Below are 26,316 nucleotides of genomic sequence, written 5' to 3'. Positions count from 1 at the left end.
CGGCTCACCTCAGGCGCCGAGCTTCTCCGCCGCCGCCACGAGCACACAGGTGGCGACCGCCTGCATGGCCTGCGTGACCTCGTCCAGGGGCGGCATGGTCGGCGCGAGTCGGATGTTGCGGTCTCGCGGGTCGTCGCCGTACGGGAACGACGCGCCGGCCGGCGTCAGGGCGACCCCGGCGGCCTTGGCGAGCTCCACGACCCGCGAGGCGGTGCCGTCCAGCACGTCCAGGCTGACGAAGTATCCGCCGGCCGGGGTGTTCCAGGTCGCCACCTCGTGCTCTCCGAGGCGCTCGCGCAGCACCCGCTGCACCTCCTCGAACTTCGGGGCGATGATCGCGCGGTGCGCGCGCATGTGCGTGCGGACGCCGTCAGCGTCGCCGAAGAACTGCGCGTGCCGCAGGTGGTTGACCTTGTCCGGGCCGATCGAGCTCTTGGCGAGGTGACCGGTGTACCAGGCGATGGTCTCGGTCGACCCCGCGAGGAACGCGACGCCTGCGCCGGCGAAGGTGATCTTGGAGGTGGAGGCGAAGACGATCGGCCGGTGCGGGTGGCCCGACACCTCCGCGAGCGACAGGATGTCGGCGCTCTTGGCCTCCTCGTCGGTGAGGTGGTGGAAGGCGTACGCGTTGTCCCAGAAGATCTTGAAGTCCGGCGCGGCCGTGTCCATCGCGGCCAGGGCGGAGGCGACCTCGAGGGTGCAGACGGCGCCGCTGGGGTTAGCGTAGGTCGGGACGATCCACATCCCCTTGATGCTGGGATCGTCCGCGACGAGAGCCTGCACCGCGGCCACGTCCGGGCCGTCGGGGGTCATCGGCACGGTGAGCATCTCGATGCCGTAGTGCTCCAGCAGCGAGAAGTGCCGGTCGTAGCCGGGCACCGGACAGATGAACTTGACCGATTCCTCGACACCCCAGGGGTTCTCGGAGTCCACGCCGCCGTGGAAGAGGTGGTAGAGCAGGGTGTCGGACATCATCGTCAGGCTGGCGTTGCCGCCGGCCACGATCTGATCGGTGCCGACACCGAGCAGCTCGGCGAAGATCCCCCGCAGCTCGGCCAGCCCGGTCAGGCCCCCGTAGTTGCGCACGTCGGTGCCGTCCGCCGCGAGGTGACCGTGGGGCAGCGACAGCAGCTCCTCGGACAGGTCCAGCTGCGCCGCGCTCGGCTTGCCGCGCGTGAGATCCAGCTTCAGCCCCTTGCCGACCAGGTCGTCGTACGCCGCGCGCTGGGTCGCTGCGAAGTCACGGAGTTCATCGGCCGACAGGTCGGTCAGGGCCACGGCGGTTCACCATTTCTGTGCGGGTGGGGCGGAGTCTGCATTCTCTCAGGGCGGCCGGGGCGCGAAGGACCCCGTCTCAGTGCGCGAGGCACGCGACCGGCGTCCTCTGGCAATCTGCGGTGCCATCGATAACGTATAGCTATGGTCATAGCTGTATCCACTTATCTTTGGGAAGGCTCGATCATGACCGCGACCGACGACTACCTGGCCAACAACGCGACGTATGCCGAGAGCTTCCACGGGCCGCTGCCCCTGCCGCCCGCCAAGCATGTCGCGGTCGTCGCGTGCATGGACGCTCGGCTCAACGTGTACGGCGCGCTCGGCATCGCCGAGGGCGAGGCGCACGTCATCCGCAACGCCGGCGGTGTCATCACCGAGGACGAGATCCGCTCCCTGGCCATCAGCCAGCGGCTGCTCGGCACCACCGAGATCATCCTGATCCACCACACCGATTGCGGCATGCTCACCTTCACCGACGACGACTTCAAGGCGTCGATCGAGAAGGACACCGGCGTACGCCCGGCCTGGGCGGCCGAGTCGTTCGGCGATCTGGAGGGCGACGTGCGCCAGTCGGTCGCTCGCATCAAGGCCAGCCCGTTCATCCCCCACAAGGACCAGATCCGCGGGTTCGTCTTCGACGTCGCCACCGGGAAGATGAACGAGGTCTCCTGACGACCTGCCCGGTTCTCCGGGGCGCCCTCGCCACGAATCTGCGGACAACCGGCATGCGACCATCAGGTCGCATGGACGACATCGAGTCTGTGCTGACCGGAGTGGGACCGCGGTTGCGCGCCGTACGGGAGCAACGCCGCTCGACGCTGGCCGACATCGCCGCCGTCACCGGCATCTCGGTGAGCACGCTGTCCCGGTTGGAGTCCGGCCGGCGCAAGCCGACGCTGGAGATGCTGCTGCCCCTCGCGCGCGAGTACGCCGTCCCCATCGACGAACTCGTCGGCGCGCCCGCGACCGGCGATCCGCGCATCCACCTGAAGCCCGTGCGCCGGCACGGTCAGACCCACATCCCGCTCAGCCGACGCCCCGGTGGCACGCAGGCGTGGAAGATCGTGCTCCCGCCCGGGGTGCCGAACGCCGTCCCCGAGCCGAAGACGCACGCCGGATTCGACTGGCTCTACGTGCTGTCCGGCCGGCTACGGCTCGTCCTCGGCGACCGCGACATGGTGCTCGCCGCGGGCGAGGCCGCCGAGTTCGACACCCGTGTGCCGCATTGGTTCGCCAGCGCCGACCCCCAGCCGACCGAGGTGCTCAGCCTGTTCGGGACCCAGGGCGAACGCGCCCACCTGCGCGTCCGCGCGTAACCCGGCCCATACACAGCGGTTGTCCGCAGTTTCGTGCAGACGGTGCACGGTTCTGCAGACACCCGACGTACGCCGCCGCGGTCGTCAGCACTCCTGTGACACCGACACCACGAGAACGCGGACAACCGGCACGATGTCGGGATGGCGTTCACCGCACAGCTGTCGACCCTGATCGACGACCTGGCCTCGCCCGACCCGGTGGCCCGGGACGAGCGCGCCTACCCGGAGCTGGCACGGATGATCCGCGCGGGCGAACTCACCCGCGCCGAGGTCTTCGACCTGGGCCGGCTCATGATCGAGCGGCTCGCCCATCAGACCGTGCAGGCCAGGTTCTTCGCGTCGCTGATCCTGGCTCGGCTCGCCGAGCACGGCACCTGGTCCGACGCCTGGACGCGGCCCCTCCTCGCCTGGTGGACCGGCGAGACGGACCTTCGTGGGTACGACGATCGGTTGGGTTGGCTGCACGCGGTCGCTCACGGCGCCGACTGCGTCGGACAGCTCGGATCGCGGGGACTGCACGACCCCGCGGCCCTGCTGGCGGCCGTCTCCGAGCGACTCGTGACCGCCACGGATCAGGTATGGCGCGAGCAGGAGGACGACCGGGTGGCCGCAGCCGTCGTCGCGATCCTCTGGCAATCGGGGCCGACGGGCGACACCTGGTTGGGGCCGGTCCGGGCACTGTTCGACGCAGGCGAACCCGGCCCGGTCCCGGCACACGCCTCGAACACGATGCGCACCCTGCGCAGTCTCTACGTCGCGCTCGACCACCCGGTGGCGCCCACCGGCGATGTGCCGAGGCGCGTGGAGGGCGCGGATGACCTGCAGGTCCGGCTCGCCGCACTTCTGCACTCCGTCACCCCGACGCTCTGGGTCAAGCGCTGATCGGATGTCCGCACTTTCGCGCAGGCGGGTGCACGAATCTGCGGACACTCGACGTACGCCGGTGCGGTTGTCAGCGGATTACCGACGCCGGCGCCAGTAATCCGCTGACAACCGAGGGGTGCCGACCTACGGGAAAGGCCCCGGCCCGCCGAAGCGGACCGGGGCCTTCCCGGTGATTCACCTCCTCGCGGAGGCGGCGATCACTTGGTGATCTTGGTGACGCGACCCGCGCCGACCGTCCGGCCACCCTCACGGATGGCGAACCGCAGACCCTCGTCCATCGCGATGGGCGCGATGAGCTCGACGGACATCTCGGTGTTGTCACCGGGCATGACCATCTCGGTGCCCTCCGGCAGCTTCACGACGCCGGTGACGTCGGTGGTGCGGAAGTAGAACTGCGGGCGGTAGTTGTCGTAGAACGGCGTGTGACGGCCGCCCTCGTCCTTGGACAGGATGTAGACGCTCGCCTCGAAGTTCGTGTGCGGGGTCGTGGTGCCCGGCTTCACGATGACCTGGCCGCGCTCGACGTCCTCGCGCTTGATGCCGCGCAGCAGCAGGGCGGCGTTGTCGCCGGCCTGGCCGGAGTCGAGCATCTTGTTGAACATCTCGATGCTGGTGACCGTGGTCTTGACCGCACCCTCGTTGAGGCCGACGATCTCGACCTCCTCGTTGATGTTCAGGACACCGCGCTCGATACGACCGGTGACGACGGTGCCACGACCGGTGATCGTGAAGACGTCCTCGACGGGCATCAGGAACGGCTTGTCGGTGTCGCGCACCGGCTCCGGGATGTTCTCGTCGACGGCGTCCATGAGCTCCAGGACGCTCTTGCCCCACTCCTCGTCGCCCTCGAGGGCCTTGAGAGCGGAGACCTTGACGACGGGGAGGTCGTCACCGGGGAACTCGTAGGAGGACAGCAGTTCGCGGACCTCCATCTCGACGAGCTCCATGATCTCCTCGTCGTCGACCATGTCGGCCTTGTTCAGCGCGACGACGATGTAGGGGACGCCGACCTGACGGGCGAGCAGCACGTGCTCCTTGGTCTGCGGCATCGGACCATCGGTCGCGGCGACGACCAGGATGGCGCCGTCCATCTGCGCGGCACCGGTGATCATGTTCTTCACGTAGTCGGCGTGCCCGGGGCAGTCGACGTGCGCGTAGTGACGCTTCTCGGTCTGGTACTCGATGTGCGCGATGGTGATCGTGATACCGCGCTGCTTCTCTTCCGGCGCCTTGTCGATCTGGTCGAACGCGGACTGCGCGTTCAGGTCCGGGAACTTGTCGTGCAGCACCTTGGAGATGGCCGCGGTCAACGTCGTCTTACCGTGGTCGATGTGACCGATGGTGCCGATGTTGAGGTGCGGCTTGCTGCGCTCGAACTTGGCCTTACCCACTGGATGCTCCTTCAAAAACTATTGCTCTGACGCCGGGGCGTCCTGATGGTTTCGTGTTGCTTTGGGAAGACGACGTATGCCGTCCCTGAGCGTCCCGCCCGTCGCCTGCAGAGCAGACGACGCGACGGGGGAAGCTCATTCGCCCCGGATCTTCTTGATGATCTCTTCCGCCACGTTCTTGGGAACCTCGGCGTACGAGTCGAACTGCATCGTGTAGTTGGCTCGACCCTGGGTCTTGGACCGCAGGTCGCCAACGTACCCGAACATCTCGGACAGGGGCACGACCGCTCGCACGATCTTGGCCCCGCTGATGTCCTCCATGGCCTGGATCTGGCCACGGCGGGAGTTGAGATCGCCGATCACGTCACCCATGTAGTCCTCCGGGGTGCGGACCTCGACCGCCATCATCGGCTCCAGCAGTGCGGGGTCGGCCCGACGGACCGCTTCCTTCAGCACCATGGATCCGGCGATCTTGAACGCCATCTCCGAGGAGTCGACGTCGTGGTAGGCGCCGTCCAGCAGAGTGGCCTTGATGCCCACCAGCGGGTAGCCGGCGAGGACGCCGAGCTGCATGGCCTCCTGCATGCCCTGGTCCACCGACGGGATGTACTCCCGCGGGATGCGACCACCGGTCACCGCGTTGTCGAACTCGTAGAGCTCGCCCTCGGCGGTGTCCAGGGGCTCGATGGTGACCTGGACCTTCGCGAACTGACCGGACCCACCGGTCTGCTTCTTGTGGATGTAGTCCAGCTTCTCCACCTTGCGGCGGATGGTCTCCCGGTAGGCCACCTGGGGCTTGCCGACGTTCGCCTCGACGTGGAACTCCCGCTTCATGCGGTCGACCAGGATGTCGAGGTGAAGCTCGCCCATGCCCTTGATGATGGTCTGGCCGGTCTCCTCGTCCTGCTCGACCTGGAAGGTCGGGTCCTCCTGTGCCAGCTTCTGGATCGCGGTGCCCAGCTTCTCCTGGTCGCCCTTCGTCTTCGGCTCGATGGCCACCGAGATGACGGGCTCCGGGAAGGTCATCGACTCCAGGACGACCTGGTTGCTCACGTCGGACAGGGTGTCACCGGTGGTGGTGTCCTTCAGCCCGATGAATGCGTAGATGTGACCCGCGGAGGCAGTCTCGACCGGGTTCTCCTTGTTGGAGTGCATCTGGAAGAGCTTCCCGACGCGCTCCTTGCGGCCCTTGGTCGTGTTCATGACCTGGCCACCGGTGGACATCCGGCCGGAGTAGACGCGCACGTAGGTCAGCGTCCCGAAGAACGGGTGGGTCGCGACCTTGAACGCCAACGCCGAGAAGGGCTCCTCGGTGTTCGGCTTGCGGACGATCTCGGACTCCTCGTCGCCCGGCTTGTGGCCGATCATCGGGGGGACGTCGAGCGGGTTGGGCAGGTAGTCCACGACGGCGTCGAGCATGGGCTGCACGCCCTTGTTCTTGAACGCCGTGCCGCAGAGCACCGGGTTGACCTCGCCGGCGATGGTGATCGCACGGATGCCTGCCTTCAGCTCCGCCTCGGTCAGCTCCTCGCCGCCCAGGTACTTCTCCATGAGGGCGTCGTCGGACTCGGCGACGCGCTCCACCAGGTGGGTGCGGTACTCGTCGGCCTTGTCCTGCAGCTCGGCCGGGATCTCCTCGACCTCGTAGTCCTCGCCCAGCTTGGTCTCACCGCGCCACACGAGGGACTTCATGCGGACCAGGTCGACGACGCCGATGAAGTCGGACTCGCTGCCGATGGGCAGCTGGATGACCAGCGGCGTCGCACCGAGACGGTCCACGATGGTCTGCACCGTGTAGTAGAAGTCGGCGCCCATCTTGTCCATCTTGTTGACGAAGCAGATGCGCGGGACCTTGTACTTGTCGGCCTGACGCCAGACGGTCTCGGACTGGGGCTCGACGCCTTCCTTGCCGTCGAACACGGCCACGGCGCCGTCCAGCACGCGCAGCGAGCGCTCCACCTCGACGGTGAAGTCGACGTGCCCGGGGGTGTCGATGATGTTGATCTGGTTGTCTTTCCAGAAACAGGTCGTCGCGGCGGACGTGATCGTGATGCCGCGCTCCTGCTCCTGCTCCATCCAGTCCATCGTGGCCGCGCCGTCGTGGACCTCACCGATCTTGTAGTTGATACCGGTGTAGAAGAGGATGCGCTCGGTGGTCGTGGTCTTGCCGGCATCGATGTGGGCCATGATGCCGATGTTGCGGACCTTCTTCAGGTCGGTCAGCACTTCCTGCTGTGCCACGGTGTGGTTCCTTATCCGCTCGTCGAATGTTGTGGTGCGGCTCCCGTGTGGTCGCCGTTCTGGCCGGCGACCACACGGGTCAGCCGTGGATCACCAGCGGTAGTGCGCGAAGGCCCGGTTGGACTCGGCCATCTTGTGGGTGTCCTCGCGGCGCTTGACCGCGGCACCCAGGCCGTTGCTCGCGTCGAGGATCTCGTTCATCAGTCGCTCGGTCATCGTCTTCTCGCGGCGCTGCCGGGAGTAGCCGACCAGCCAGCGCAGCGACAGGGTCGTCGCCCGGCCGGGCTTGACCTCGATCGGCACCTGGTAGGTCGCGCCACCGACACGGCGGCTCTTGACCTCGAGGCTGGGCTTGACGTTCTCCAGCGCGCGCTTCAGCGTGACGACCGGGTCGGTGCCGGTCTTGTCGCGGGTGCCCTCGAGGGCGCCGTAGACGATGCGCTCGGCGACGGACTTCTTGCCGTCCAGCAGGATCTTGTTGATCAGCTGGGTGACCAGCGGCGACCCGTAGACCGGGTCGATGACGAGGGGGCGCTTCGGGGCGGGACCCTTACGTGGCATTACTTCTTCTCCCTCTTCGCGCCGTACTTGGAACGAGCCTGCTGGCGGCTGCGGACACCCTGGGTGTCCAGCGAGCCGCGGACGATCTTGTACCGCACGCCGGGCAGGTCCTTCACGCGACCGCCGCGGACGAGCACGATCGAGTGCTCCTGCAGGTTGTGGCCGACGCCGGGGATGTAGGCGGTGACCTCGATGCCCGAGGTCAGCTTCACGCGGGCCACCTTGCGCAGCGCCGAGTTCGGCTTCTTGGGGGTCGTGGTGTAGACGCGGGTGCACACACCGCGCCGCTGGGGGCTGCCCTTCAGCGCCGGCGTGGAGACCTTCGTGGCCTTGTCCTGCCGACCCTTACGGACGAGCTGGTTGATGGTAGGCAACCTGTTGACTCCGTCTGTTCGTGTCTCGTCGTTCGCCCGGGCTGCTGCCCGGACGATTCCTTGGATTGCCGGCGCCACCCCTACCGACCCCCGCACTCGGGTGTGTCGGCCTGGCGTACGCCGGAGCCCTCCCCCGCACTTCCTGACGTCCCGTGTCGAATGACACGATCCGGTCAGGCTGCCCGGCGAGGGCGTGTGTCGTGGCCTGATGCGCTACGAACATCCTCTTCAGCGCGGAAACGCACGTGTTTGTTCCCGTGCACCGCGCCATGCCGGTCGTTCGAGCGCAGGGCAGAGCCACGCACAGTCCTTAAGCGTACCGGGCCGGTGATACCGCTCCAAATCCACTCCGTGGCCGCGCGCACGGGCATCCGGTGCGCGTTCGACGCCCTATCCCTCGGGAGCCGGGCGCAGGTCCGCCGCGTGCCCGGAGGCCGGTCGTTCATGCCGCTGCCGGGAGGGGATGGTCGCGAGCACCACGAGCAACGGAGCAGCGATCAGCATGCCGATCGGCGGGATGCCGGTGCCGGAATCATTGGCGAAGAAGCCGATGACCCAGCAGATCACGGCGGCGGCGAGCCCGTTGCCGAGGAAGGGGATCTGCGACCACAGCCGGGCTATGGGGCGGCTGAAGCGTCGACTCGGGGCCACGAGCACCACGACGGCGAGCACGAGCAGGAGCGGCACGAAGAGGGTGAGCGGCGACGACGTCAGCATCTGCGCGTTGAGCTTGCCGATCCTGCCGAGGGTCCCCGCCTGACCGTGGTGGCGCAGTCCCGCGACGAAGTCACCGAGGTGGGTCCGGTACTTCGGCGGCCGCAGATAGTCCAGGACCGCCAGTCCCCCCACCACCAGCGCGGTCGACCCGCCGATCATCGCCACCCGTTGCCACGTCACCCGCAACCCGGCGGCGTTCAGAGCGAGATAGGCGAACGCCGGGATCATGGCCACCGGGCCGCCGGCATCGGCGCCCCATGCGGGAGAACCGTCGACGAGGATCGCCGGCACCGCGACGAGCACCACGGTCGCGGTCGCCAGGTCGCGACGGCCGGCCCTGATCAGGGCATCGGCCAAGAGGGCCGCGATGAGCAGTGCGCTCGTCGCGAGCATCGCGTACCCGACGTTGCCCATCCCGTAGTAGCGCCCGCCGTACAACGGTTGCAGACCCATCATCGAGGTGAGCTGCAGCCGGGAACCGTGCATGGCGTCGTCGAGGACGGTGTAGCCGGTGACCACCAGGATCACCAGAAGCGGGCCGATCGGGTGCCGCCGCCAGGGCCCGGCCCACGCGATCACCGAGATGGCGACCGCGATCAGCAGGACGCCGGCGGTGAGCGCGACGCCGGGATGGCCCGTGCGGTACCAGGGCAGCACCCCGATCAGGAACGTCGCCGCAGGCAGCGACGCCAGCGCACCGGCGGTGACCCCGATGCCGGCCCGCAGGAAGGGATGCGACGCCGTAGAACGCTCGGCCCGCCGCGTCCGCCATACCCCCAGGCGCCACAGGAGCACGCCCAGCGCGACGATCACCGCTCCGATGATCAGGGCTCTCGGGAAGAAGGTGCGCAACACGGAGTGCTGGACCGCCAGCTCCTGGCCGAGGTCGCGCGCCAGGGTGACCGGGCCGTACGCGCTGCTGGACGGCTCGACCGAGGGGACCCTGGCCTCGGGAAGGGTGGGCGCCGCGCTTCCGAACCGGTGCAGGATCAGCGCGGTCAGGTCGACGGTGCCGATCATCCCGATCTGGCGGGTGTTCAGCGATGTCAGGCGACCGTGCGGCACGCCGGGCCCGGTGATGACGACGGAGCGCAGATGCTCCCGGGAGGCGTCGTCCGCGAGCGAGGCCACCACGAGCGTCGCGTCGGCCGGGACCTTGGAGACGACCTGACGCAGGGCGGAGTCGTCACCGGTGGTGAGGCTGACCAGCGTGATCGGGCACGACGTGAAGTCGGCCTGCGAGACGCGGGGTACGTAGTGCGCGACCTTCCCCTGACGGTCCGCCGCCCCGAGGCTGGCGCCGGCGCCCACAGCGGTGACGCACTGATGGGCCGCCGCCGCCGTGGAGGCCAGTCGCCCGATGTCCGCCTTGGGGGTCCGGGACAGCGCGGTCTTGCGCCACTGCGACCACTGCGGGAAGTACCCGGTGCTCGCACTCGTGAGGGTGGCGGTGGGCACGCGCGGACACTGCCCGACCGCGGCACCGGGAAGGGTCTCCTTCACCACGGCGCCGACCGCCGTGCGGGTGCCGGCGGAGAGGGTGAGCCACGCGTCACCGGTGCAGCTGTGCCCGGACAGATCCCGCGTGAGCATCGCGCCGACCGCGCCCTTGCGGGCCAGGGAGTACAGGGTGGGGTTCGCCGTGGTCGAGGTGGAGTTCCAATCCAGCTGCGGCACCCGCACGACCACGATCGGACCCGGTTGGGAGATCTGCTGCAACGCGGGACGGTGGGTGAGCACCGAGGTCAGGAGCACCCCGCCCAGACCGGATGCGAGCACCAGCACGCACACGATCAGCCAGCGCCGGGTCACCGGGTCAGGGTACGGCCACCGTTCGACGGTCCGGCCTGGCGGCTGAGAAGGGCATCAGGAACCCGTTGGTACTGTCGTCCCCGCTCAGTCACCCACCGTCGGAAGTCATCGATGTCCACCCATGAGGCGACCGTCCGCCCCTCACCGGCGGCGCACAACGGCAGCGGGCTGCGTCAAGCGTTCCGCTTCGGCGTGGTCGGCTTCGTCGGCTTCATCGCCGACGTCGGCGGGTTCAACCTGCTGCGTATCGAGGGCCCCGGCCCGCTGCACGACTACCCCATCTCCGCGAAGGTCATCTCCAGCATCGCCGGGGTCATCGTGGCGTGGCTCGGCAATCGCTACTGGACCTTCCGTCATACCCGCCGGGACCGGATGCACCACGAGTTCCTGCTCTTCGCAGTGGTGTCGGCCGTCGGGATCGCGATCGCCGCCGCGTGTCTGGCCATCTCGCACTACCTGCTCGGCTACGACTCGCAGCTGGCAGACAACATCAGCGGCAACGGGATCGGATTGATACTCGCCACGGTCTTCCGCTTCTGGGCCTACAAGCACCACGTCTTCGTCTCGCGCAACGGCGAACCGTTCACTGCCGCCTACGAAGACGAGGACGATGAGGCCTGACCGCGCGGCTCCTTCTTGGGATACGTGAAGCGCTTGCGCGCAGTCATGGTGAACATCTCCATGCCGAGCGGAATGGTCTTGCGCAGCTCCCCGGTGACCGAGGACTCCCCCACCCGTGGGTGATAGTTGACCGGGACCTGCACCATCTTCGTGCTGCTCTTGGCGGTGAGGAGCAGCATCTCCAAGCCGTACGCCGACCCGTCGAGCGTCGAGTGCTTGAGCAGATGGTCGGCGTGGGCCCGTGTCATCACCCGGAACGTGCAGCCCACGTCCGAGAGGCTGGTGGTGTTGTAGAGCACCTCGACCCACTTGGCGACGCCCCAGTTGCCCCACTTGAGGAACCAGCCCATGTTGGCGCCGTCCCAGATGAACTCGGCCACCGTGCGCGAGCCGACCACGAAGCCGCACTCCGGCATGAACGCGAGCAGCTTGCGCAGGTCCGCGGGGTCGAAGGTGCCGTCGGGTTCGCAGACAGCGACCAGATCCGTACGCGCCTCGCGCAACCCCCGCTGGATCGCGGCACCGTAGCCCTGGCGGCTCTCGTGAACTTCCCGGGCGCCGGTCTTCGCGACCTCCTCGGAGGTGCCGGCGGCCGCGTTGTTGTTGACGACGAGCACCTCGTCGACCTCTGCCATGGCTTCGAACGCCGTGATGCAGGCGGCGATGCTGTCCTTCTCGTTGTAGGTGGGCAGCACCACCGTGAGCGAGAGACGGTCGGGCATGTTCACTCCTTCGATCGGCCGGTGATCACGAGCATCTGACCGGCAAAAGATTTGGCCGGCGCCGCCAGGTACCACGCCACCAAGGACGAGAGGGGGAGCCGGGGGATGTCATGGTCAAGAGCATGGAGCGGGGCCTGACCAGCTCCACCCGCATGCCGGGCGAGGAGCGGTGGTCGCGAAGTAGCCCGAGCAGATTGAAGGCAAAGCCCACATCGAAGGACGCGTCCGTGAAGAGTGGGGTGCTAGCCGGGTCTGGAAATAGCGAGACCGACGGCTGCCCGGCACGCCGCCATGCACCGCCGCGTCGTCCTGCCGCGTCACCGCGTCCTTCCCATCGAGTGGGGCCGGCTCGTCCGGCCTCCCTACGTGTCGCACCGTAGCTGAACGAACCTGAACGAACCTTGCAGAACCTGCAGCTACCGTATCGCCGTGCACGCGACCCAGACCCTACCTGCCGTCCGCCGCCGCGCCGCTTCGCACGCAGCGCAGGCGGTTACTGGGTTCTCCTGGCCGTGTTGGCCCTGTATCTGACGTACGCCGGCGTCGACGGCCTGTCCGTGTCGTACATCGTGCGCGCCGTTCTCGGCGTGGCCGTGACCCAACTGCTGCCCGGTGTGCTGCTGTGGCGGTGTGTCCGCCCTCGTGACGGCTGGCTGCTCGAGGACCTGGCCATGGGGTTCGCGATGGGCATCGCGATCGTCGTGCCGACCCAGACGATCGCCGGGTACAGCCACCAGCGGTGGATCGCGCTGGTGCTCCCGCTGCTGGTCGCGGCGCTCCTGCTCGCTGTCCCCGTGACGCGGCGCCGGATCATGTCGGCACGCTGGTCGCCGCTGCCGTGGTGGCTCGGCGGCGGTATCGCGGCGCTGTCCGCGTCCACGTTCCCGATGCTGGTTGCGTACTTCCGCGTGAACCAGCCGCGCTGGGCCACCGGAGTGGGTCAGCCGCACGTCGACACCTACCTGCACCTGGCGTTGTCCTCCGAGCTGCTCGAACGCGGCCCGGCCGCCTGGCCGACGGTCATCGGTGAGGCGCTCGGCTACCAGTGGTTCGCGCACGCGTGGATCGCGCAGGTCACCGCCTCGACCGGTGTGCCGCTGGACGAGGTGCTGATGCGCTTCCTGCCGGCGATCATGCCCATCGTCTCGGTGACCTGCGTCGCGGCCCTCTGCCTGCGACTGACCCGCAGCGCCGGCATCGCCCTCGGGGCGGTCGCTCTGGCGTCACTCGCGGGTGTGACCGCGCCGGTGCGGACGCTGGCGATCAATCCGATGATCACCCCGCAGTCCCCCACGCTTGGCCTGGGGATCCCGACCCTGATGGCGTTGATCGCGATCCTCGCCATGCGGTGGCGGAGAGAGGCTCTACGCGGCGCGATCGTGATGGTGCCGATCCTCACCGTTATCGCCACCGGCACGAAGGGGTCGACCGCACCGGTCGTCATCGCCGGGCTGGGTCTGGCGCTGCTCGCGACGCTGATCTGGCGCCGACGTCTGGTGCCGCATCTCGTGGTCGACCTGCTGATGATGGGGGTGGCGCTGGTGGCCACGCTCGCCATCGTCTTCCACGGGTCCGCGTCCGGCCTGATGCTGGGGGTGACCGAATCCGCCAAGCAGACCCGGCTCGCGGGTGAGCTCGGCGGCGCACCGACGTACTTCCAACAGCGCGCCCTCTCCGCGATCACCATCCTCATCGGGCTCGGACCTGCGTTGCTGGGATTCGCCGCGCTGTGGCGCCGGGAGGACCGGCGCGACCCGGTCATCTGGGTGCTCCTCGGGGCCTCGATCGCGGGAGCCGCCGCGACCGGGTTGTTCTCCCACCCCGGCAAGAGCCAGGGGTACTTCCTGCTGACCGCCCTCCCGCTCGCCGCCATCGCCACGGCGATCGGGGCGGACCGGGTGCTGCGGACGTTGAGCGTGCGAGGGCGGGCCTTGCTGCTCGGCTTCGCCGGCCTGGGCGCCGTGGCGTTCGTGCTGCTGCCGACGCTGGTGCTCGGACCGCTTCGGACACACACCTTCCGGCGGTTGGAGGAATCGGTGCTGATCGGCCTCGTCATCCTCGTGGCGGCCGGCGTGATCGCGGTGATCGCGACCCGTGACACCGATCGTCGGTACGGCGCGCGCATCGGCCTCAGCGCCGCTGCCGGGGCTGTCGTCCTGTCCGGACCGGTGGTCTACGGCCAGTACCTCTCGAACGTCAAAGAGCCCTCAGCTCACCAGCACATCAAACTCAGTGAGGCCGGGGCCAGCTCGAACGCCCAGATCGCCGCCGCCGTCTACATCCGCGACCACTCCGGCGTCGAGGACCTGGTGATGACCAACCGGCACTGCACCCGTCAGAGCGCCCCGTACCACTGCGACACCCGCCGCTGGCTCGTCACGGCGTTCTCCCAGCGGCAGGCTCTGATCGAGGGCTGGACCGCGACCAACACCGCCACCCGGCTCGCTCCACACGGACGCGACTCGGTGACCATCGACTACTGGCATCCGCAACTGCTGCAGTTGAACGACGGCTTCTACACCCACCCGACCGCGGCCGCCGCACGTCAGCTGTGGGACAAGGGGGTGCGCTGGGTCTACGAGGAGAACACCATGAAGCACGCGAAGACCCTGGCGCCCTACGCCACCCTGCGCTTCCGCGACTCCGGCGCGAGCGCGTGGCAGCTGAACCGCCCCAGCTGACCGCTGATCTGCGGGTTCCTCGAACACCGGCACCGACGTGGGAAGAAGGACTGGCACCCACCTGCGCCGATAGGGCGCAGGTGGGAAAGTGACCGCACGACCGTCAACCCACCTCGGTGGGCCGGTTGCACGGTCGGGTCATGTCTGCGGCGCCTGGAAAGGAGCCGCTCGTTCCGGCTGCCGCTCCCGGCTTGCCTCGCGCAGGAAAGTGACCACAGCGCCGATAACCCACCCGGGCGACGTGCGCCGGCGTAGGAAAGTGACCGCACCGCCGACGACCCACCCCTCGCCCGCGCTGAACCTCACGAACGAAGCGCGCCCCACGAACCTCTCGGTCCGTGGGGCGCGCTTCTGCTACGTCGGTCAGTCGAGCCCGAGCGACGCGTCGTCCAGGCGGACGGCCTCGCCCGACCCCGGCCCGAAGGACGGGTAGTCGTAGCTCTGGTAGTCCGGCAGGGCGTACAGCGCCGCCTTGGCCTCCTCGGTCGGCTCGACCTTCACGTTGCGGTAACGCGTCAGGCCGGTGCCGGCGGGGATGAGCTTGCCGAGGATGACGTTCTCCTTCAGCCCCAGCAGCGGGTCGCTCTTGGCGTGCATGGCCGCCTCGGTGAGCACCCGGGTGGTCTCCTGGAAGGAGGCCGCCGAGAGCCACGAGTCGGTCGCGAGCGATGCCTTGGTGATGCCCAGCAGGTCGGGACGACCCGATGCCGGACGGCCGCCCTCGGCGACGGTGCGCCGCGAGCTGTCCTCGAACCGGCCGCGCTCGGCCAGCTCACCGGGCAGCAGGTCGGTGTCGCCGGCCTCGATGATCGTGATCCGGCGCAGCATCTGCCGCACGATGACCTCGATGTGCTTGTCGTGGATCGAGACACCCTGCTGGCGGTAGACGCTCTGCACCTCGTCCACGAGGTGCTTCTGCACCGCACGGGGGCCGAGGATGCGCAGCACCTGCTTGGGGTCGATGGCGCCCTGCACGAGCAGCGCGCCGACCTCGACGTGGTCACCGTCGGAGACCAGCACCCGCGCACGCTTGCTGACCGGGTAGGCGTGCTCTTCCGAGCCGTCGTCCGGGGTCAGCAGGATGCGACGTGCCTTGTCGGTCTCCTCGATCTGCACGCGGCCTGCGGCCTCGGCGATCGGGGCGACACCCTTCGGCGTACGCGCCTCGAACAGCTCCACGACGCGGGGCAGACCCTGGGTGATGTCGTCACCCGCGGCGCCACCGGTGTGGAACGTGCGCATCGTCAGCTGGGTGCCCGGCTCACCGATGGACTGCGCGGCGATGATGCCGACCGCCTCACCGATGTCGACCAGCTTGCCGGTCGCGAGCGACCGCCCGTAGCACTTGGCGCAGGTGCCGACCCGGGACTCACACGTGAGCACCGAGCGGACCTTGACGTTCTCCACGCCGGCCGCGAGCAGCCGGTCCAGGTTGACGTCACCGAGGTCGGAGCCGGCAGCTGCCAGCACCTCCCCGCCGGACTCGACGTCCGTGGCGAGCGTCCGCGCGTAGACCGAGGTCTCCACGTCGTCGTGCTCGGTCAGCGAACCGTCGGCGGCACGCTGTGCCACCGGCAGGGTCAGGCCACGGTCGGTGCCGCAGTCGTCCTCGCGGATGATCACGTCCTGGCTGACGTCCACCAGACGACGGGTGAGGTACCCGGAGTCGGCGGTACGCAGCGCGGTGTCGGCCAGACCCTTGCGGGCACCGTGCGTGGAGATGAAGAACTCCAGCACGGACAGGCCTTCACGGAAATTGGACTTGATCGGGCGCGGAATGATCTCGCCCTTCGGGTTGGCCATCAGGCCACGCGCACCGGCGATCTGCCGGACCTGGTGCCAGTTACCACCGGCACCCGAGGACACCATCCGGAAGATGGGGTTGTTCGGGTCGAAGTTGGACTGCATCTCTGCAGCGACCTCGTTGGTGGCCTGGGTCCAGATCTCGATGAGCTCCTGACGGCGCTCGTCGTCGGTGATCAGGCCACGCTCGTACTGGCCCTGCACCTTGGCGGCCTTGCCCTCGTAACCGCTCAGGATCTCCAGCTTGCGACCGGGGGTCTGGACATCGGAGATGGCCACGGTGCAACCGGACCGGGTGGCCCAGTAGAAACCGGCTTCCTTCAGCGCGTCCAGGGACGCGGCGACCTGAGCCTTGGGGTAACGCTCGGCCAGGTCGTTCACGACCGTCGACAACGCCTTCTTGTCGATGGCGGTGTTGAGGAAGGGGTAGTCCTCGGGCAGCGTCTCGTTGAAGAGCACCCGACCGAGGGTCGTCTCCAGCGTGAGGCTGGAGATGCGACCGAGGTCGTCGGCGACTGCGCCTTCGGGCAGCGCGTGTCCGGTCGGCGGCACCTGGTCCGTGAGCCGGATCCGGACCGTCGAGCCGAGCTTGATCTCGCCACGGTCCAGCGCCATCCGCGCCTCGGCGGGGGTGCCGAAGGAACGCAGCTGCTCCTGGTCGCCCTCACCGACGGTCACCTGTCCGTCACCGGAGGTGAGGAAGAAGATGCCGGTGATCATGTCCTGGCTGGGCATGGTGACGGGACGGCCGTCGGACGGCTTCAGCACGTTGTTGCTCGACAGCATGAGGATGCGGGCCTCGGCCTGCGCCTCGGTGGACAGCGGCACGTGGACCGCCATCTGGTCACCGTCGAAGTCGGCATTGAACGCGGTGCAGACCAACGGGTGGATCTGCACGGCCTTGCCCTCGACCAGCTGCGGCTCGAAGGCCTGGATGCCGAGGCGGTGCAGGGTGGGCGCACGGTTCAACAGCACCGGGTGCTCGGTGATGACCTCTTCGAGGACGTCCCAGACGACCGGACGCGCACGCTCGACCATCCGCTTGGCGGACTTGATGTTCTGCGCGTGGTCCAGGTCGACCAGACGCTTCATCACGAACGGCTTGAACAGCTCCAGCGCCATCTGCTTGGGCAGACCGCACTGGTGCAGCTTCAGCTGCGGACCGACCACGATGACCGAACGGCCGGAGTAGTCGACGCGCTTGCCCAGCAGGTTCTGACGGAAGCGTCCCTGCTTGCCCTTCAGCATGTCGGACAGCGACTTCAGCGGACGGTTGCCGGGGCCCGTGACCGGGCGACCACGACGGCCGTTGTCGAAGAGGCTGTCGACGGCCTCCTGCAGCATCCGCTTCTCGTTGTTCACGATGATCTCGGGCGCACCGAGGTCGAGCAGACGCTTGAGGCGGTTGTTGCGGTTGATGACGCGACGGTAGAGGTCGTTCAGGTCGGAGGTCGCGAAGCGGCCACCGTCCAGCTGCACCATCGGGCGCAGGTCCGGCGGGATCACCGGGACGCAGTCCAGGACCATGCCGACAGGGCTGTTCTTGGTCTGGATGAACGCCATGACGACCCGCAGCCGCTTCAGGGCGCGCGTCTTGCGCTGGCCCTTGCCGGTCGCGATCGTCTCGCGCAGCGACTCGGCCTCGGCGACGAGGTCGAAGGTCTCCAGGCGCTTCTGCAGCGCCTGGGCGCCCATGCCGCCCTCGAAGTACAGACCGAAACGGGTCCGCATCTCGCGGTAGAGGACCTCATCGCCCTCGAGGTCCTGGACCTTGAGGTTCTTGAAGCGGTCCCAGACCTGCGTCAGGCGCTCGATCTGAGCGTCCGAGCGCTTGCGGATCTGGTTCATCTCGCGCTCGGCGGACTCGCGCACCTTGCGGCGGGCGTCAGCCTTGGCGCCCTCCTTCTCCAGCTCGGCCAGGTCGGACTCGAGCTTGGCGGCGCGGGTGTTCACGTCGTTGTCGCGACGGTTCTCCAGCTCCTTCTTCTCCACCTCGATCTGCGCCTCCAAGGAGGGCAGGTCGGCGTGCCGCTGGTCCACGTCCACCGAGGTGATCATGTAGGCGGCGAAGTAGATGACCTTCTCCAGGTCCTTCGGAGCCAGGTCGAGCAGGTAGCCGAGGCGGCTCGGGACACCCTTGAAGTACCAGATGTGCGTCACGGGGGCGGCGAGCTCGATGTGGCCCATCCGCTCACGGCGTACGGCGGAGCGAGTGACCTCGACACCGCAGCGCTCGCAGATGATGCCCTTGAAGCGCACCCGCTTGTACTTGCCGCAGTAGCATTCCCAGTCACGGGTCGGACCGAAGATCTTCTCGCAGAAGAGTCCGTCCTTCTCCGGCTTCAGGGTGCGGTAGTTGATGGTCTCGGGCTTCTTGACCTCGCCGTGGCTCCACTGGCGAATGTCCTCGGCAGTTGCGAGACCGATGCGGATCTCGTCGAAGAAGTTGACGTCCAGCACAGTTGCTGTCCTTCTTTCGTTTGTTTCTAGCTAGTCAGGAGATGAAGAGCGATCCCCGTACGGCGGCGGCTTGCGCACGCCGCCGTACGGGTGGCGATCACACTTCTTCGACGCTGCTAGGCTCGCGCCGCGACAGATCGATGCCGAGCTCCTCCGCTGCGCGGAAGACCTCCTGGTCGGAGTCACGCAGGTCGATGATCTGACCATCGCTGCTCAGGACCTCGACGTTGAGACACAGCGACTGCATCTCCTTGATGAGCACCTTGAACGACTCCGGGATGCCCGGCTCCGGGATGTTCTCGCCCTTGACGATGGCCTCGTAGACCTTCACCCGGCCGATCACGTCGTCGGACTTAATGGTGAGCAGCTCCTGCAGCGCGTACGCCGCGCCGTAGGCCTCCAGTGCCCAGACCTCCATCTCACCGAACCGCTGACCACCGAACTGCGCCTTACCACCGAGCGGCTGCTGGGTGATCATCGAGTACGGACCGGTGGAACGGGCGTGGATCTTGTCGTCCACCAGGTGGTGCAGCTTCAGGATGTACATGTAGCCGACCGAGACGGGCTCGGGGAACGGCTCACCGGAGCGACCGTCGAACAGCTGGGTCTTGCCCGACGCGCCGATGAGGCGCTTGCCGTCCCTGGTGGGACGGGTGGAGTCGAGCAGTCCGGTGATGACGCCCTCGGACGCACCGTCGAAGACCGGGGTCGCCACACGGGAACCGGGCGGGGCCTGGTGCGCGTCGGCGGCGATCTCGGACTTGAACGAGGTGTCGCCGGTGTTCTCGGCGATGTCCCATCCACGGCTGGCGGCCCAGCCCAGGTGCAACTCCAGGATCTGCCCGAGGTTCATCCGGCGCGGGACACCGTGCGGGTTGAGCACGACGTCGACCGGGGTGCCGTCCTCCAGGAACGGCATGTCCTCGACGGGCAGGATCTTGGCGATGACGCCCTTGTTGCCGTGTCGGCCGGCGAGCTTGTCGCCGTCGGTGATCTTGCGCTTGTTGGCGACGTAGATGCGCACCAGCTGGTTCACACCCGGGGGCAGCTCGTCACCCTCCTCGCGGTCGAACACCTTGACGCCGATGATCGTGCCGGTCTCGCCGTGCGGGACCTTCATCGACGTGTCACGGACCTCACGCGCCTTCTCACCGAAGATGGCACGCAAAAGGCGCTCCTCCGGGGTCAGCTCGGTCTCGCCCTTGGGCGTGACCTTGCCGACCAGCAGGTCGCCGTCGCGGACCTCGGCACCGATGCGGATGATGCCGCGCTCGTCCAGGTCGGCGAGGACCTCCTCGGCGACGTTGGGGATGTCGCGGGTGATCTCCTCCGGGCCCAGCTTGGTGTCGCGGGCATCAATCTCGTGCTCCTCGATGTGGATCGAGGAGAGCACGTCGTCCTGCACGAGACGCTGGCTGAGGATGATCGCGTCCTCGAAGTTGTAACCCTCCCAGGGCATGAACGCCACGAGCAGGTTCTTCCCGAGAGCCATCTCGCCGCCGTCGGTCGCGGGACCGTCGGCGATGACGCCACCGGCCTCGAGACGGTCACCCTCGGTGACCACGACGCGCTGGTTGTAGCAGGTGCCCGCGTTGGACCGGGTGAACTTCGCGATCTTGTACGTCGAGTAGGTGCCGTCGTCGTTCATGACGTTCACCAGATCAGCAGAGACCGCCTGAACGACGCCCGCCTTCTCTGCGCGGACCACGTCACCGGAGTCCAGTGCCGCGCGGTACTCCATGCCGGTGCCGACCAGCGGCGCCTCGGAGCGGACCAGCGGCACGGCCTGACGCTGCATGGCCGCACCCATCAGGGCGCGGTTGGCGTCGTCGTGCTCCAGGAACGGGATCAGCGCGGTGGACGCGGAGACCATCTGGCGTGCGGACACGTCCATGTAGTCGACCTCGCCGGCCGGTACGTCGCTGGCCTCGCCGCCCTTGGTGCGTCCGAGCACGCGCTCCTCGGCGAACGTGCCGTCATCGGTCAGGGCCGCATTGGCCTGCGCGATGACGAACTTGTCCTCCTCGTCGGCGGACAGGTAGACGACCTCGTCTGTGACCCGACCCTCGGTGACCTTGCGGTACGGGGTCTCGATGAAACCGAACGGGTTGATCCGCCCGTACGACGCGAGCGAGCCGATCAGGCCGATGTTCGGGCCCTCAGGGGTCTCGATCGGGCACATCCGGCCGTAGTGGCTGGGGTGCACGTCGCGCACATCCATGCCGGCGCGGTCACGGGACAGACCACCCGGGCCCAGCGCGGACAGTCGACGCTTGTGCGTCAGTCCGGCGAGCGGGTTGTTCTGGTCCATGAACTGGCTCAGCTGGCTGGTCCCGAAGAACTCCTTGATCGAGGCCACCACGGGGCGGATGTTGATCAGGGTCTGCGGGGTGATCGCCTCGACGTCCTGGGTGGTCATCCGCTCGCGGACGACGCGCTCCATCCGCGACAGGCCCGTACGGACCTGGTTCTGGATGAGCTCGCCGACGTTGCGCAGGCGACGGTTGCCGAAGTGGTCGATGTCGTCGACCTCGACGGGCAGCGTGACCTCGTTGCCCTCACGGGTGCCGGTCATCTCGGTCTCGCCGGCGTGCAGCGCGACCAGGTACTTGATGGTGGCGACGATGTCGTCGACCGACAGCGTGGAGGTGTTGAGCGCGACATCGAGGCCGAGCTTCTTGTCGACCTTGTAGCGGCCGACCTTGGCCAGGTCGTAGCGCTTGCCGTTGAAGTACAGGTTGTCCAGCAGGTTCTGGGCAGCCTCGCGGGTGGGCGGCTCGCCCGGGCGGAGCTTGCGGTAGATGTCCAGGAGGGCCTCGTCCTGGGTGGTGGTGTGGTCCTTCTCCAGCGTCCCCCGCATGGAGTCGTACTGGCCGAAGGTCTCCAGGATCTGGGCCTCGCTCCAGCCGAGGGCCTTCAACAGGACCGTGACCGACTGCTTGCGCTTGCGGTCGACGCGGACGCCGACCTGGTCGCGCTTGTCGATCTCGAACTCGAGCCAGGCACCGCGGCTGGGGATGATCTTCGCGGTGTAGACGTCCTTGTCGGAGGTCTTGTCCAGGTTGCGCTCGAAGTACACGCCGGGGCTACGCACCAGCTGAGAGACGACGACGCGCTCGGTGCCGTTGATGATGAAGGTGCCGCGGCCGGTCATGAGCGGGAAATCGCCCATGAAGACGGTCTGGCTCTTGATCTCACCGGTGGTGTTGTTCATGAACTCCGCGGTGACGAAGAGCGGCGCGGCGTAGGTCATGTCGCGCTCGCGGCACTCCTCGATGGAGTACTTGACCTCTTCGAACCGGTGGTCGCGGAACGACAGGCTCATGGTCTCGGCAAAGTCCTCGATCGGAGAGATCTCCTCGAAGATGTCCTCCAGACCCGAGCGGTCGTTGACCTCGGCCTTACCGGCGGCCTTCGCCGCGGCGACCCGCTCTTGCCAGCGCTCGTTGCCGAGCAGCCAGTCGAAGCTCTCCGTCTGGGGAGCCAACAGATCGGGCATTTCCAGCGGTTCGCGAATCTTCGCGAACGAGAGGCGGCCCGATGCCGTCTTCGCCGTAGTGAGTTTCGATGTCGCAGTGCGCGAGGCAGCCAAGGAGAGTCCTTCCACAGGCCTGACGGGCGGGCGGTTCGGTCACGCGTTCCCAACCGGCATCCGACCCTGTCGTCCTGGTCGCGGACAGCGCGACACCGGCTCTGCAAATCAAGTGTCTTCACCGCGGCGGTAGTAGCCGACCGGGCCGATGAGGACGCACGAAGTGAGTGCCGTGGACAGTGAGGATTGGCTGATGGAGGGCAGCGCAAAGCACAACACTACACCTGAAGGCATGGGCTGTCCACCCGCCACCAGGCTTCGACCGCCTCGGACCGGTCACCGGTCTTCGGTCAAACGCACCCGGACCGGCCAGCCTGCGAATCCCCCGGCCGCGCGTACGTGCACTGGCTGGTGATCGCGGCGCTCGGTCCCGACGCGCTTGCGTGGTTTGCAGCACCGAGAGTGCACCCTGAAGACTTCCGGGTCAAGGACCACGCGCCAGAAATCTTCGCGGGCCGCCCATGACGGGCACGCTCAGCACAACGAGGACGGCGGGACCAGCGAGCACGCACGCCCGCCAGGACGGGGGAACGGAGGCTGGGCGGAACGGGCGAGGACCGGCCCGGGTGATCTCCCGGGCCGGCCCTGCCACCGGTCGATCAGGCCGTCACACGCCGGCCGTGCTGGAGATCCATCCCCGGCTGTCGGTCAGGTTCGCGTAGTTGGACGTCGCGTGGATGTCCGAGCCCGGGTCGGCGGTGTCACCGGTCGAGCACACCCCGACGACCACGCCGCCGACGAAGAGGGGGCCGCCGGAGTCGCCGTGGTTGGACGCGCCGTCCTGACCCTGCACGTGCACGGCCCGTCCCCCGTAGGCGTCGGTGCTGGAGCCGAGCACGTTGACGTCGGCCTTGTAGAGGTAGTCCGGCTGTCCGCCGCCGGCGCGCAGGCCGTAGCCGTAGATGGTGCCCGAGTCGCCGGAGGCGGGCTGTAGGAGTTCGCGAGCGGCGCGTAGCTCCCGATCGAGGCCGAGCGCGACAGGTGGACGAGCGCCACATCCCCGTCCGGCGAAGCCTCGAAGCCGTCGGCCGCGATCGCCGGGCCCGGGTTGGAGGTGTCGTTGCTGAAGTAGACGTTCATCGAGCTGGTGCCGTCGATGCAATGCTGGGCGGTGAGCACCCAGTCGGCCGAGATGGCCTCACCGGTGCAGCCGTAGGTGCCGCTGCCCTGTTGGAAGACCAGTTGGGCGATGTAGGGAGAGCTGGCCTGCGTTCCGCCGATGATGTGCGGCTGGGCGTGCGCGGCGGGGGTGCTCGCGTGCGCGGGTCCTGCGGCGACCGCGGCGAGCGCCAGGGTGGCGGCGAGCCCGCTCACCGTGCGAAAGGCTGTGCGTGCGTTGCTCATGCGTTACGTGTCCCATCGTGAGGGTCGGCGTTGCGTGACATGTGTGTTGCGTGCGTGACGCGGACGCCCGGTCTGGAGCGTCCGTGCGGATGAGCACACACCAGACGCACAAGATCGACAAGCAATATTCGAAGCCCGGAGAGACAATTTACTTCGGCCTTACCGGCCGGTAACGTGCGCGATCCTCCCTGGAAAACGACGAACGGCGGGACCGACCCGTAGGTCGATCCCGCCGCTCACGCGCAGTACGCGCGGGTGGGCGTGGCTGGGCGCGAACGCCCCGTCACACCCGGGTGATCACTTGAGCTCGACGGTCGCGCCGGCGCCCTCGAGCTGCTCCTTGGCCTTGTCGGCCGCAGCCTTGTCGACCTTCTCCAGGACGGCCTTGGGGGCGCCGTCCACGAGGTCCTTGGCCTCCTTCAGGCCGAGGGAGGTGAGGGCGCGCACCTCCTTGATGACCTGGATCTTCTTGTCGCCCGCGGCGGTCAGGACGACGTCGAACTCGTCCTGCTCGGCCTCGGCCTCGGGGGCGGCGCCACCGGCACCGGCGGCGGCGACGGCCACCGGGGCGGCCGCGGTCACGTTGAAGGTGTCTTCGAACTGCTTCACGAACTCGGAGAGCTCGATGAGGGTCATTTCCTTGAACGCGTCAAGGAGCTCGTCAGTGCTGAGCTTCGCCATGAGGTGGCGTCCTTTCTGTTGGTACTGCTGCCGTGAGTGGCGGATGTACTGGTGGATTGCCGACGTCCTGCGGATGCAGGGATGTCAGCTCTCGTCGCCACCCTCGGCGACGTCGGTCTCGGGTGCCGGCGTAGTGGCCGGACCCTCCTGCTCGGTCTTGGCGCGCAGCGCCTCGACCACGCGCGCCGTCTGGGACAGCGGCGCCTGGAAGAGCGCAGCCGCACCACTGAGCGATGCGTTCATCGCTCCGGCGAACTTGGCGAGCAGGGTCTCTCGCGACTCGAGAGCCGCGAGCTTGTCGATGTCAGCCGCCGTGAGGGTGTTCCCGTCGAGGACACCACCCTTGATCACGAGCAGCGGATTGGCCTTGGCGAAATCACGCAGGCCCTTGGCCGCCTCGACCGGTTCACCGGTGACGAAGGCGATCGCGGACGGTCCCTGCAGCTGGCCGTCGAAGGCGGTGACGCCCGCGTCGGCAGCAGCACGCATGGTCAGCGTGTTCTTCACCACGACATAGGTCGCGTGCTCACGCAGTGAGCTGCGCAGCTGCGAGAGCTGCGCCACGGTCAGGCCGCGGTACTCCGTGAGAACGGCCGCATCGGACTGACGGAACTTCTCCGTCAGTTCGGCGATGGCAGCAGCCTTGTCAGCTTTCGCCATGCGGACCTCCTTCGATGGTGTGGCCGTCGGCGTGATGGGCCCGCATACGAAGAAGAGCCCCGGCGCAGTGGCGCGGGGCTCATGTCGACAGCGCCTTCACGCGTCATCCGATCCGACGCGATGGTCGGATCTGCCTCTTGCTCACCTGCGCTGGTTGCCCTACCTGGAAAGGCGGGACCTTCGGCGGGCTCGGGTGAGCCTGCAACCGGCGGTCTTTGGTGCGCTCAGTCTAGGAGCGGCGCGGCCGGAGGACCAAATCGGTCCTCCGGCGCACCGATCAGGTGGACTGCACGCCGCTGATGTCCGCGACCTGGGAGGCCGGCGGCACCGTGATGGTCACCGGCTTGCCGAAGTCGTAGTACTTGATGGTCGAGGTACCCGTGGCGGCCTTGGTCACCGTCGAGACGGGCAGTCCTTTCGCATCGAGCGTGTCGGTGACGTTCGTGCCCGCGGCGGGCGATGCGGTCAGGGTGGTGCCGCTGGCGGATGACGACGCCACCGTCCACTGCTCAGCATTGCTCAAGCTTCCGCCGCCTGCCAGGTTGAGCAGCGGTTTGAAGCTCTCTGCCAGGGTGCCCGTGCTGTTCCTGGTGACCTTCAGGTAGGGCTTGGCGCCGAGGCCCGTCCCGGAGATGTAGGCCACCCCGTCGACGATGATGACCGTCACCTTCTTGCCCCGGATGACCTCGTGCACGGTCGCATCCGTGCGGGCGCCGGTGATCTTCGACTGCGATGTCGAGGTCAGGACGCTGGACGTCGTCGTGGAGGAGTAGGTGCCGCCGGCCTTGACGATGGCCGCCTTGATCCGGTTCTGCAGCGTGCCCGCGCCGATCTTCTGGCCCGTGGTGTACGACGACGACGCTGCCGCGCTGCTGGACGGTGCGGAACTCGAGGTCGAGCTGTTGCTGGAGCTCGTGCTGGACCCGCCGGACGTGGCGCTCGTGCTGCCGCTGCTCGAGGTGACACCCGGCGAGCCACCGCTGGAGCTGCAGCCCACGACGAAGATGGAGCCGGCGGCCAGTACAGCCACTGCGGCGGCTGTGCGCGGTCGATGGGTCGAAGTGCGCGGAGTATTCATGGGTTCCCCTCGTGACGGCGTGTGTCGGTACGACGCCCGTCAACCTAGACAGGTTCCCTGGAGTTCGGGGCGCGGACGACGAAGCGCCCCCCACCCGAG

Annotated in this window: 18 protein-coding genes; 5 read left to right on the top strand and 13 right to left on the bottom strand. The window is 67.9% G+C overall.

Translation table 11 applies throughout. The features are described from left to right. Positions 1 to 9: 9 nt before the first annotated feature. The gene (locus tag LVQ62_RS07110; RefSeq protein WP_233766942.1) at positions 10 to 1,278 is read right to left on the bottom strand and encodes an aminotransferase class I/II-fold pyridoxal phosphate-dependent enzyme; all 1,269 of its coding nucleotides are present in this window, start codon (positions 1,276 to 1,278) and stop codon (positions 10 to 12) included. A gap of 183 nt (positions 1,279 to 1,461) precedes the next feature. On the opposite strand from LVQ62_RS07110, the gene LVQ62_RS07105 reads away from it, so the two are divergent. From LVQ62_RS07105 to LVQ62_RS07095, 3 genes are all read left to right on the top strand, one after another. Further along, positions 1,462 to 1,950, top strand: coding sequence for a carbonic anhydrase (locus tag LVQ62_RS07105; protein ID WP_233766939.1), 489 nt, complete (start codon positions 1,462 to 1,464; stop codon positions 1,948 to 1,950). Positions 1,951 to 2,021: 71 nt separating this feature from the next. Continuing rightward, the gene (locus LVQ62_RS07100) at positions 2,022 to 2,594 is read left to right on the top strand and encodes a helix-turn-helix domain-containing protein (RefSeq protein WP_179482622.1); all 573 of its coding nucleotides are present in this window, start codon (positions 2,022 to 2,024) and stop codon (positions 2,592 to 2,594) included. Positions 2,595 to 2,735: 141 nt separating this feature from the next. Next, positions 2,736 to 3,476: a DUF2785 domain-containing protein gene (locus LVQ62_RS07095; protein WP_233766937.1), complete on the top strand. Its 741-nt coding sequence runs from the start codon at positions 2,736 to 2,738 to the stop codon at positions 3,474 to 3,476. A 200-nt stretch (positions 3,477 to 3,676) separates the two neighbouring features. Here LVQ62_RS07095 and tuf read toward each other — a convergent pair whose 3' ends face one another. The 5 genes from tuf to LVQ62_RS07070 form a co-directional block, all read right to left on the bottom strand. Next, entirely contained in the window at positions 3,677 to 4,870 is a 1,194-nt protein-coding gene (gene tuf, locus LVQ62_RS07090) for an elongation factor Tu (RefSeq protein WP_179482626.1), read from the bottom strand. A gap of 135 nt (positions 4,871 to 5,005) precedes the next feature. Continuing rightward, complete coding sequence (gene fusA, locus LVQ62_RS07085; RefSeq protein WP_304504477.1) at positions 5,006 to 7,111, bottom strand: elongation factor G; 2,106 nt, start codon at positions 7,109 to 7,111, stop codon at positions 5,006 to 5,008. 90 nt (positions 7,112 to 7,201) lie between these two features. Further along, positions 7,202 to 7,672, bottom strand: a complete 471-nt coding sequence (gene rpsG / locus LVQ62_RS07080; RefSeq protein ID WP_179482628.1) for a 30S ribosomal protein S7 — start codon at positions 7,670 to 7,672, stop codon at positions 7,202 to 7,204. After that, positions 7,672 to 8,046: a 30S ribosomal protein S12 gene (rpsL, locus tag LVQ62_RS07075; protein WP_179482630.1), complete on the bottom strand. Its 375-nt coding sequence runs from the start codon at positions 8,044 to 8,046 to the stop codon at positions 7,672 to 7,674. The genes rpsG and rpsL overlap by 1 nt, the downstream gene beginning before the upstream one ends. Positions 8,047 to 8,436: 390 nt before the next feature. Further along, positions 8,437 to 10,575 (bottom strand): hypothetical protein, encoded by a 2,139-nt coding sequence (locus LVQ62_RS07070; RefSeq protein WP_233766932.1) that lies wholly within the window; start codon positions 10,573 to 10,575, stop codon positions 8,437 to 8,439. A 111-nt stretch (positions 10,576 to 10,686) separates the two neighbouring features. Between LVQ62_RS07070 and LVQ62_RS07065 the strand changes: the two genes are divergently transcribed. Beyond that, entirely contained in the window at positions 10,687 to 11,196 is a 510-nt protein-coding gene (locus LVQ62_RS07065; protein WP_233766930.1) for a GtrA family protein, read from the top strand. Here LVQ62_RS07065 and LVQ62_RS07060 read toward each other — a convergent pair. Beyond that, the gene (locus LVQ62_RS07060) at positions 11,169 to 11,918 is read right to left on the bottom strand and encodes a glycosyltransferase family 2 protein (RefSeq protein WP_233766927.1); all 750 of its coding nucleotides are present in this window, start codon (positions 11,916 to 11,918) and stop codon (positions 11,169 to 11,171) included. The genes LVQ62_RS07065 and LVQ62_RS07060 overlap by 28 nt on opposite strands. A gap of 515 nt (positions 11,919 to 12,433) precedes the next feature. Between LVQ62_RS07060 and LVQ62_RS07055 the strand changes: the two genes are divergently transcribed. Next, complete coding sequence (locus LVQ62_RS07055; protein WP_233766925.1) at positions 12,434 to 14,599, top strand: hypothetical protein; 2,166 nt, start codon at positions 12,434 to 12,436, stop codon at positions 14,597 to 14,599. A 363-nt stretch (positions 14,600 to 14,962) separates the two neighbouring features. Here the strand turns inward: LVQ62_RS07055 and LVQ62_RS07050 are convergent, their stop codons facing one another. The 6 genes from LVQ62_RS07050 to LVQ62_RS07025 form a co-directional block, all read right to left on the bottom strand. Further along, complete coding sequence (locus LVQ62_RS07050) at positions 14,963 to 18,862, bottom strand: DNA-directed RNA polymerase subunit beta' (protein WP_233766916.1); 3,900 nt, start codon at positions 18,860 to 18,862, stop codon at positions 14,963 to 14,965. A gap of 97 nt (positions 18,863 to 18,959) precedes the next feature. Further along, positions 18,960 to 22,454 (bottom strand): DNA-directed RNA polymerase subunit beta, encoded by a 3,495-nt coding sequence (gene rpoB, locus LVQ62_RS07045; RefSeq protein WP_208053175.1) that lies wholly within the window; start codon positions 22,452 to 22,454, stop codon positions 18,960 to 18,962. A gap of 648 nt (positions 22,455 to 23,102) precedes the next feature. Further along, on the bottom strand, positions 23,103 to 23,798 hold the full coding sequence (locus tag LVQ62_RS07040) for a trypsin-like serine protease (RefSeq protein ID WP_370639681.1): 696 nt from the start codon (positions 23,796 to 23,798) through the stop codon (positions 23,103 to 23,105). A 297-nt stretch (positions 23,799 to 24,095) separates the two neighbouring features. Continuing rightward, the gene (gene rplL / locus LVQ62_RS07035; RefSeq protein ID WP_179482644.1) at positions 24,096 to 24,479 is read right to left on the bottom strand and encodes a 50S ribosomal protein L7/L12; all 384 of its coding nucleotides are present in this window, start codon (positions 24,477 to 24,479) and stop codon (positions 24,096 to 24,098) included. Positions 24,480 to 24,563: 84 nt separating this feature from the next. Continuing rightward, positions 24,564 to 25,139 (bottom strand): 50S ribosomal protein L10, encoded by a 576-nt coding sequence (rplJ, locus tag LVQ62_RS07030; RefSeq protein ID WP_233766913.1) that lies wholly within the window; start codon positions 25,137 to 25,139, stop codon positions 24,564 to 24,566. A 277-nt stretch (positions 25,140 to 25,416) separates the two neighbouring features. Next, complete coding sequence (locus tag LVQ62_RS07025; RefSeq protein ID WP_233766911.1) at positions 25,417 to 26,169, bottom strand: hypothetical protein; 753 nt, start codon at positions 26,167 to 26,169, stop codon at positions 25,417 to 25,419. Positions 26,170 to 26,316 lie beyond the last annotated feature (147 nt).

The sequence above is a fragment of the Allobranchiibius sp. GilTou73 genome, assembly GCF_021391335.1.
GTDB classification, from domain to species: domain Bacteria; phylum Actinomycetota; class Actinomycetes; order Actinomycetales; family Dermatophilaceae; genus Allobranchiibius; species Allobranchiibius huperziae.
This window is presented reverse-complemented; position numbering and strand designations above follow the sequence as displayed.

Coding starts and splice junctions, on each gene's coding strand:
- LVQ62_RS07040 (WP_370639681.1), bottom strand. CDS start 23,798: ATGAGCAACGCACGCACAGCCTTTCGCACGGTGAGCGGGCTCGCCGCC.
- LVQ62_RS07105 (WP_233766939.1), top strand. CDS start 1,462: ATGACCGCGACCGACGACTACCTGGCCAACAACGCGACGTATGCCGAG.
- LVQ62_RS07065 (WP_233766930.1), top strand. CDS start 10,687: ATGTCCACCCATGAGGCGACCGTCCGCCCCTCACCGGCGGCGCACAAC.
- LVQ62_RS07095 (WP_233766937.1), top strand. CDS start 2,736: ATGGCGTTCACCGCACAGCTGTCGACCCTGATCGACGACCTGGCCTCG.
- rplL (WP_179482644.1), bottom strand. CDS start 24,479: ATGGCGAAGCTCAGCACTGACGAGCTCCTTGACGCGTTCAAGGAAATG.
- rplJ (WP_233766913.1), bottom strand. CDS start 25,139: ATGGCGAAAGCTGACAAGGCTGCTGCCATCGCCGAACTGACGGAGAAG.
- LVQ62_RS07060 (WP_233766927.1), bottom strand. CDS start 11,918: ATGCCCGACCGTCTCTCGCTCACGGTGGTGCTGCCCACCTACAACGAG.
- rpsG (WP_179482628.1), bottom strand. CDS start 7,672: ATGCCACGTAAGGGTCCCGCCCCGAAGCGCCCCCTCGTCATCGACCCG.
- LVQ62_RS07100 (WP_179482622.1), top strand. CDS start 2,022: ATGGACGACATCGAGTCTGTGCTGACCGGAGTGGGACCGCGGTTGCGC.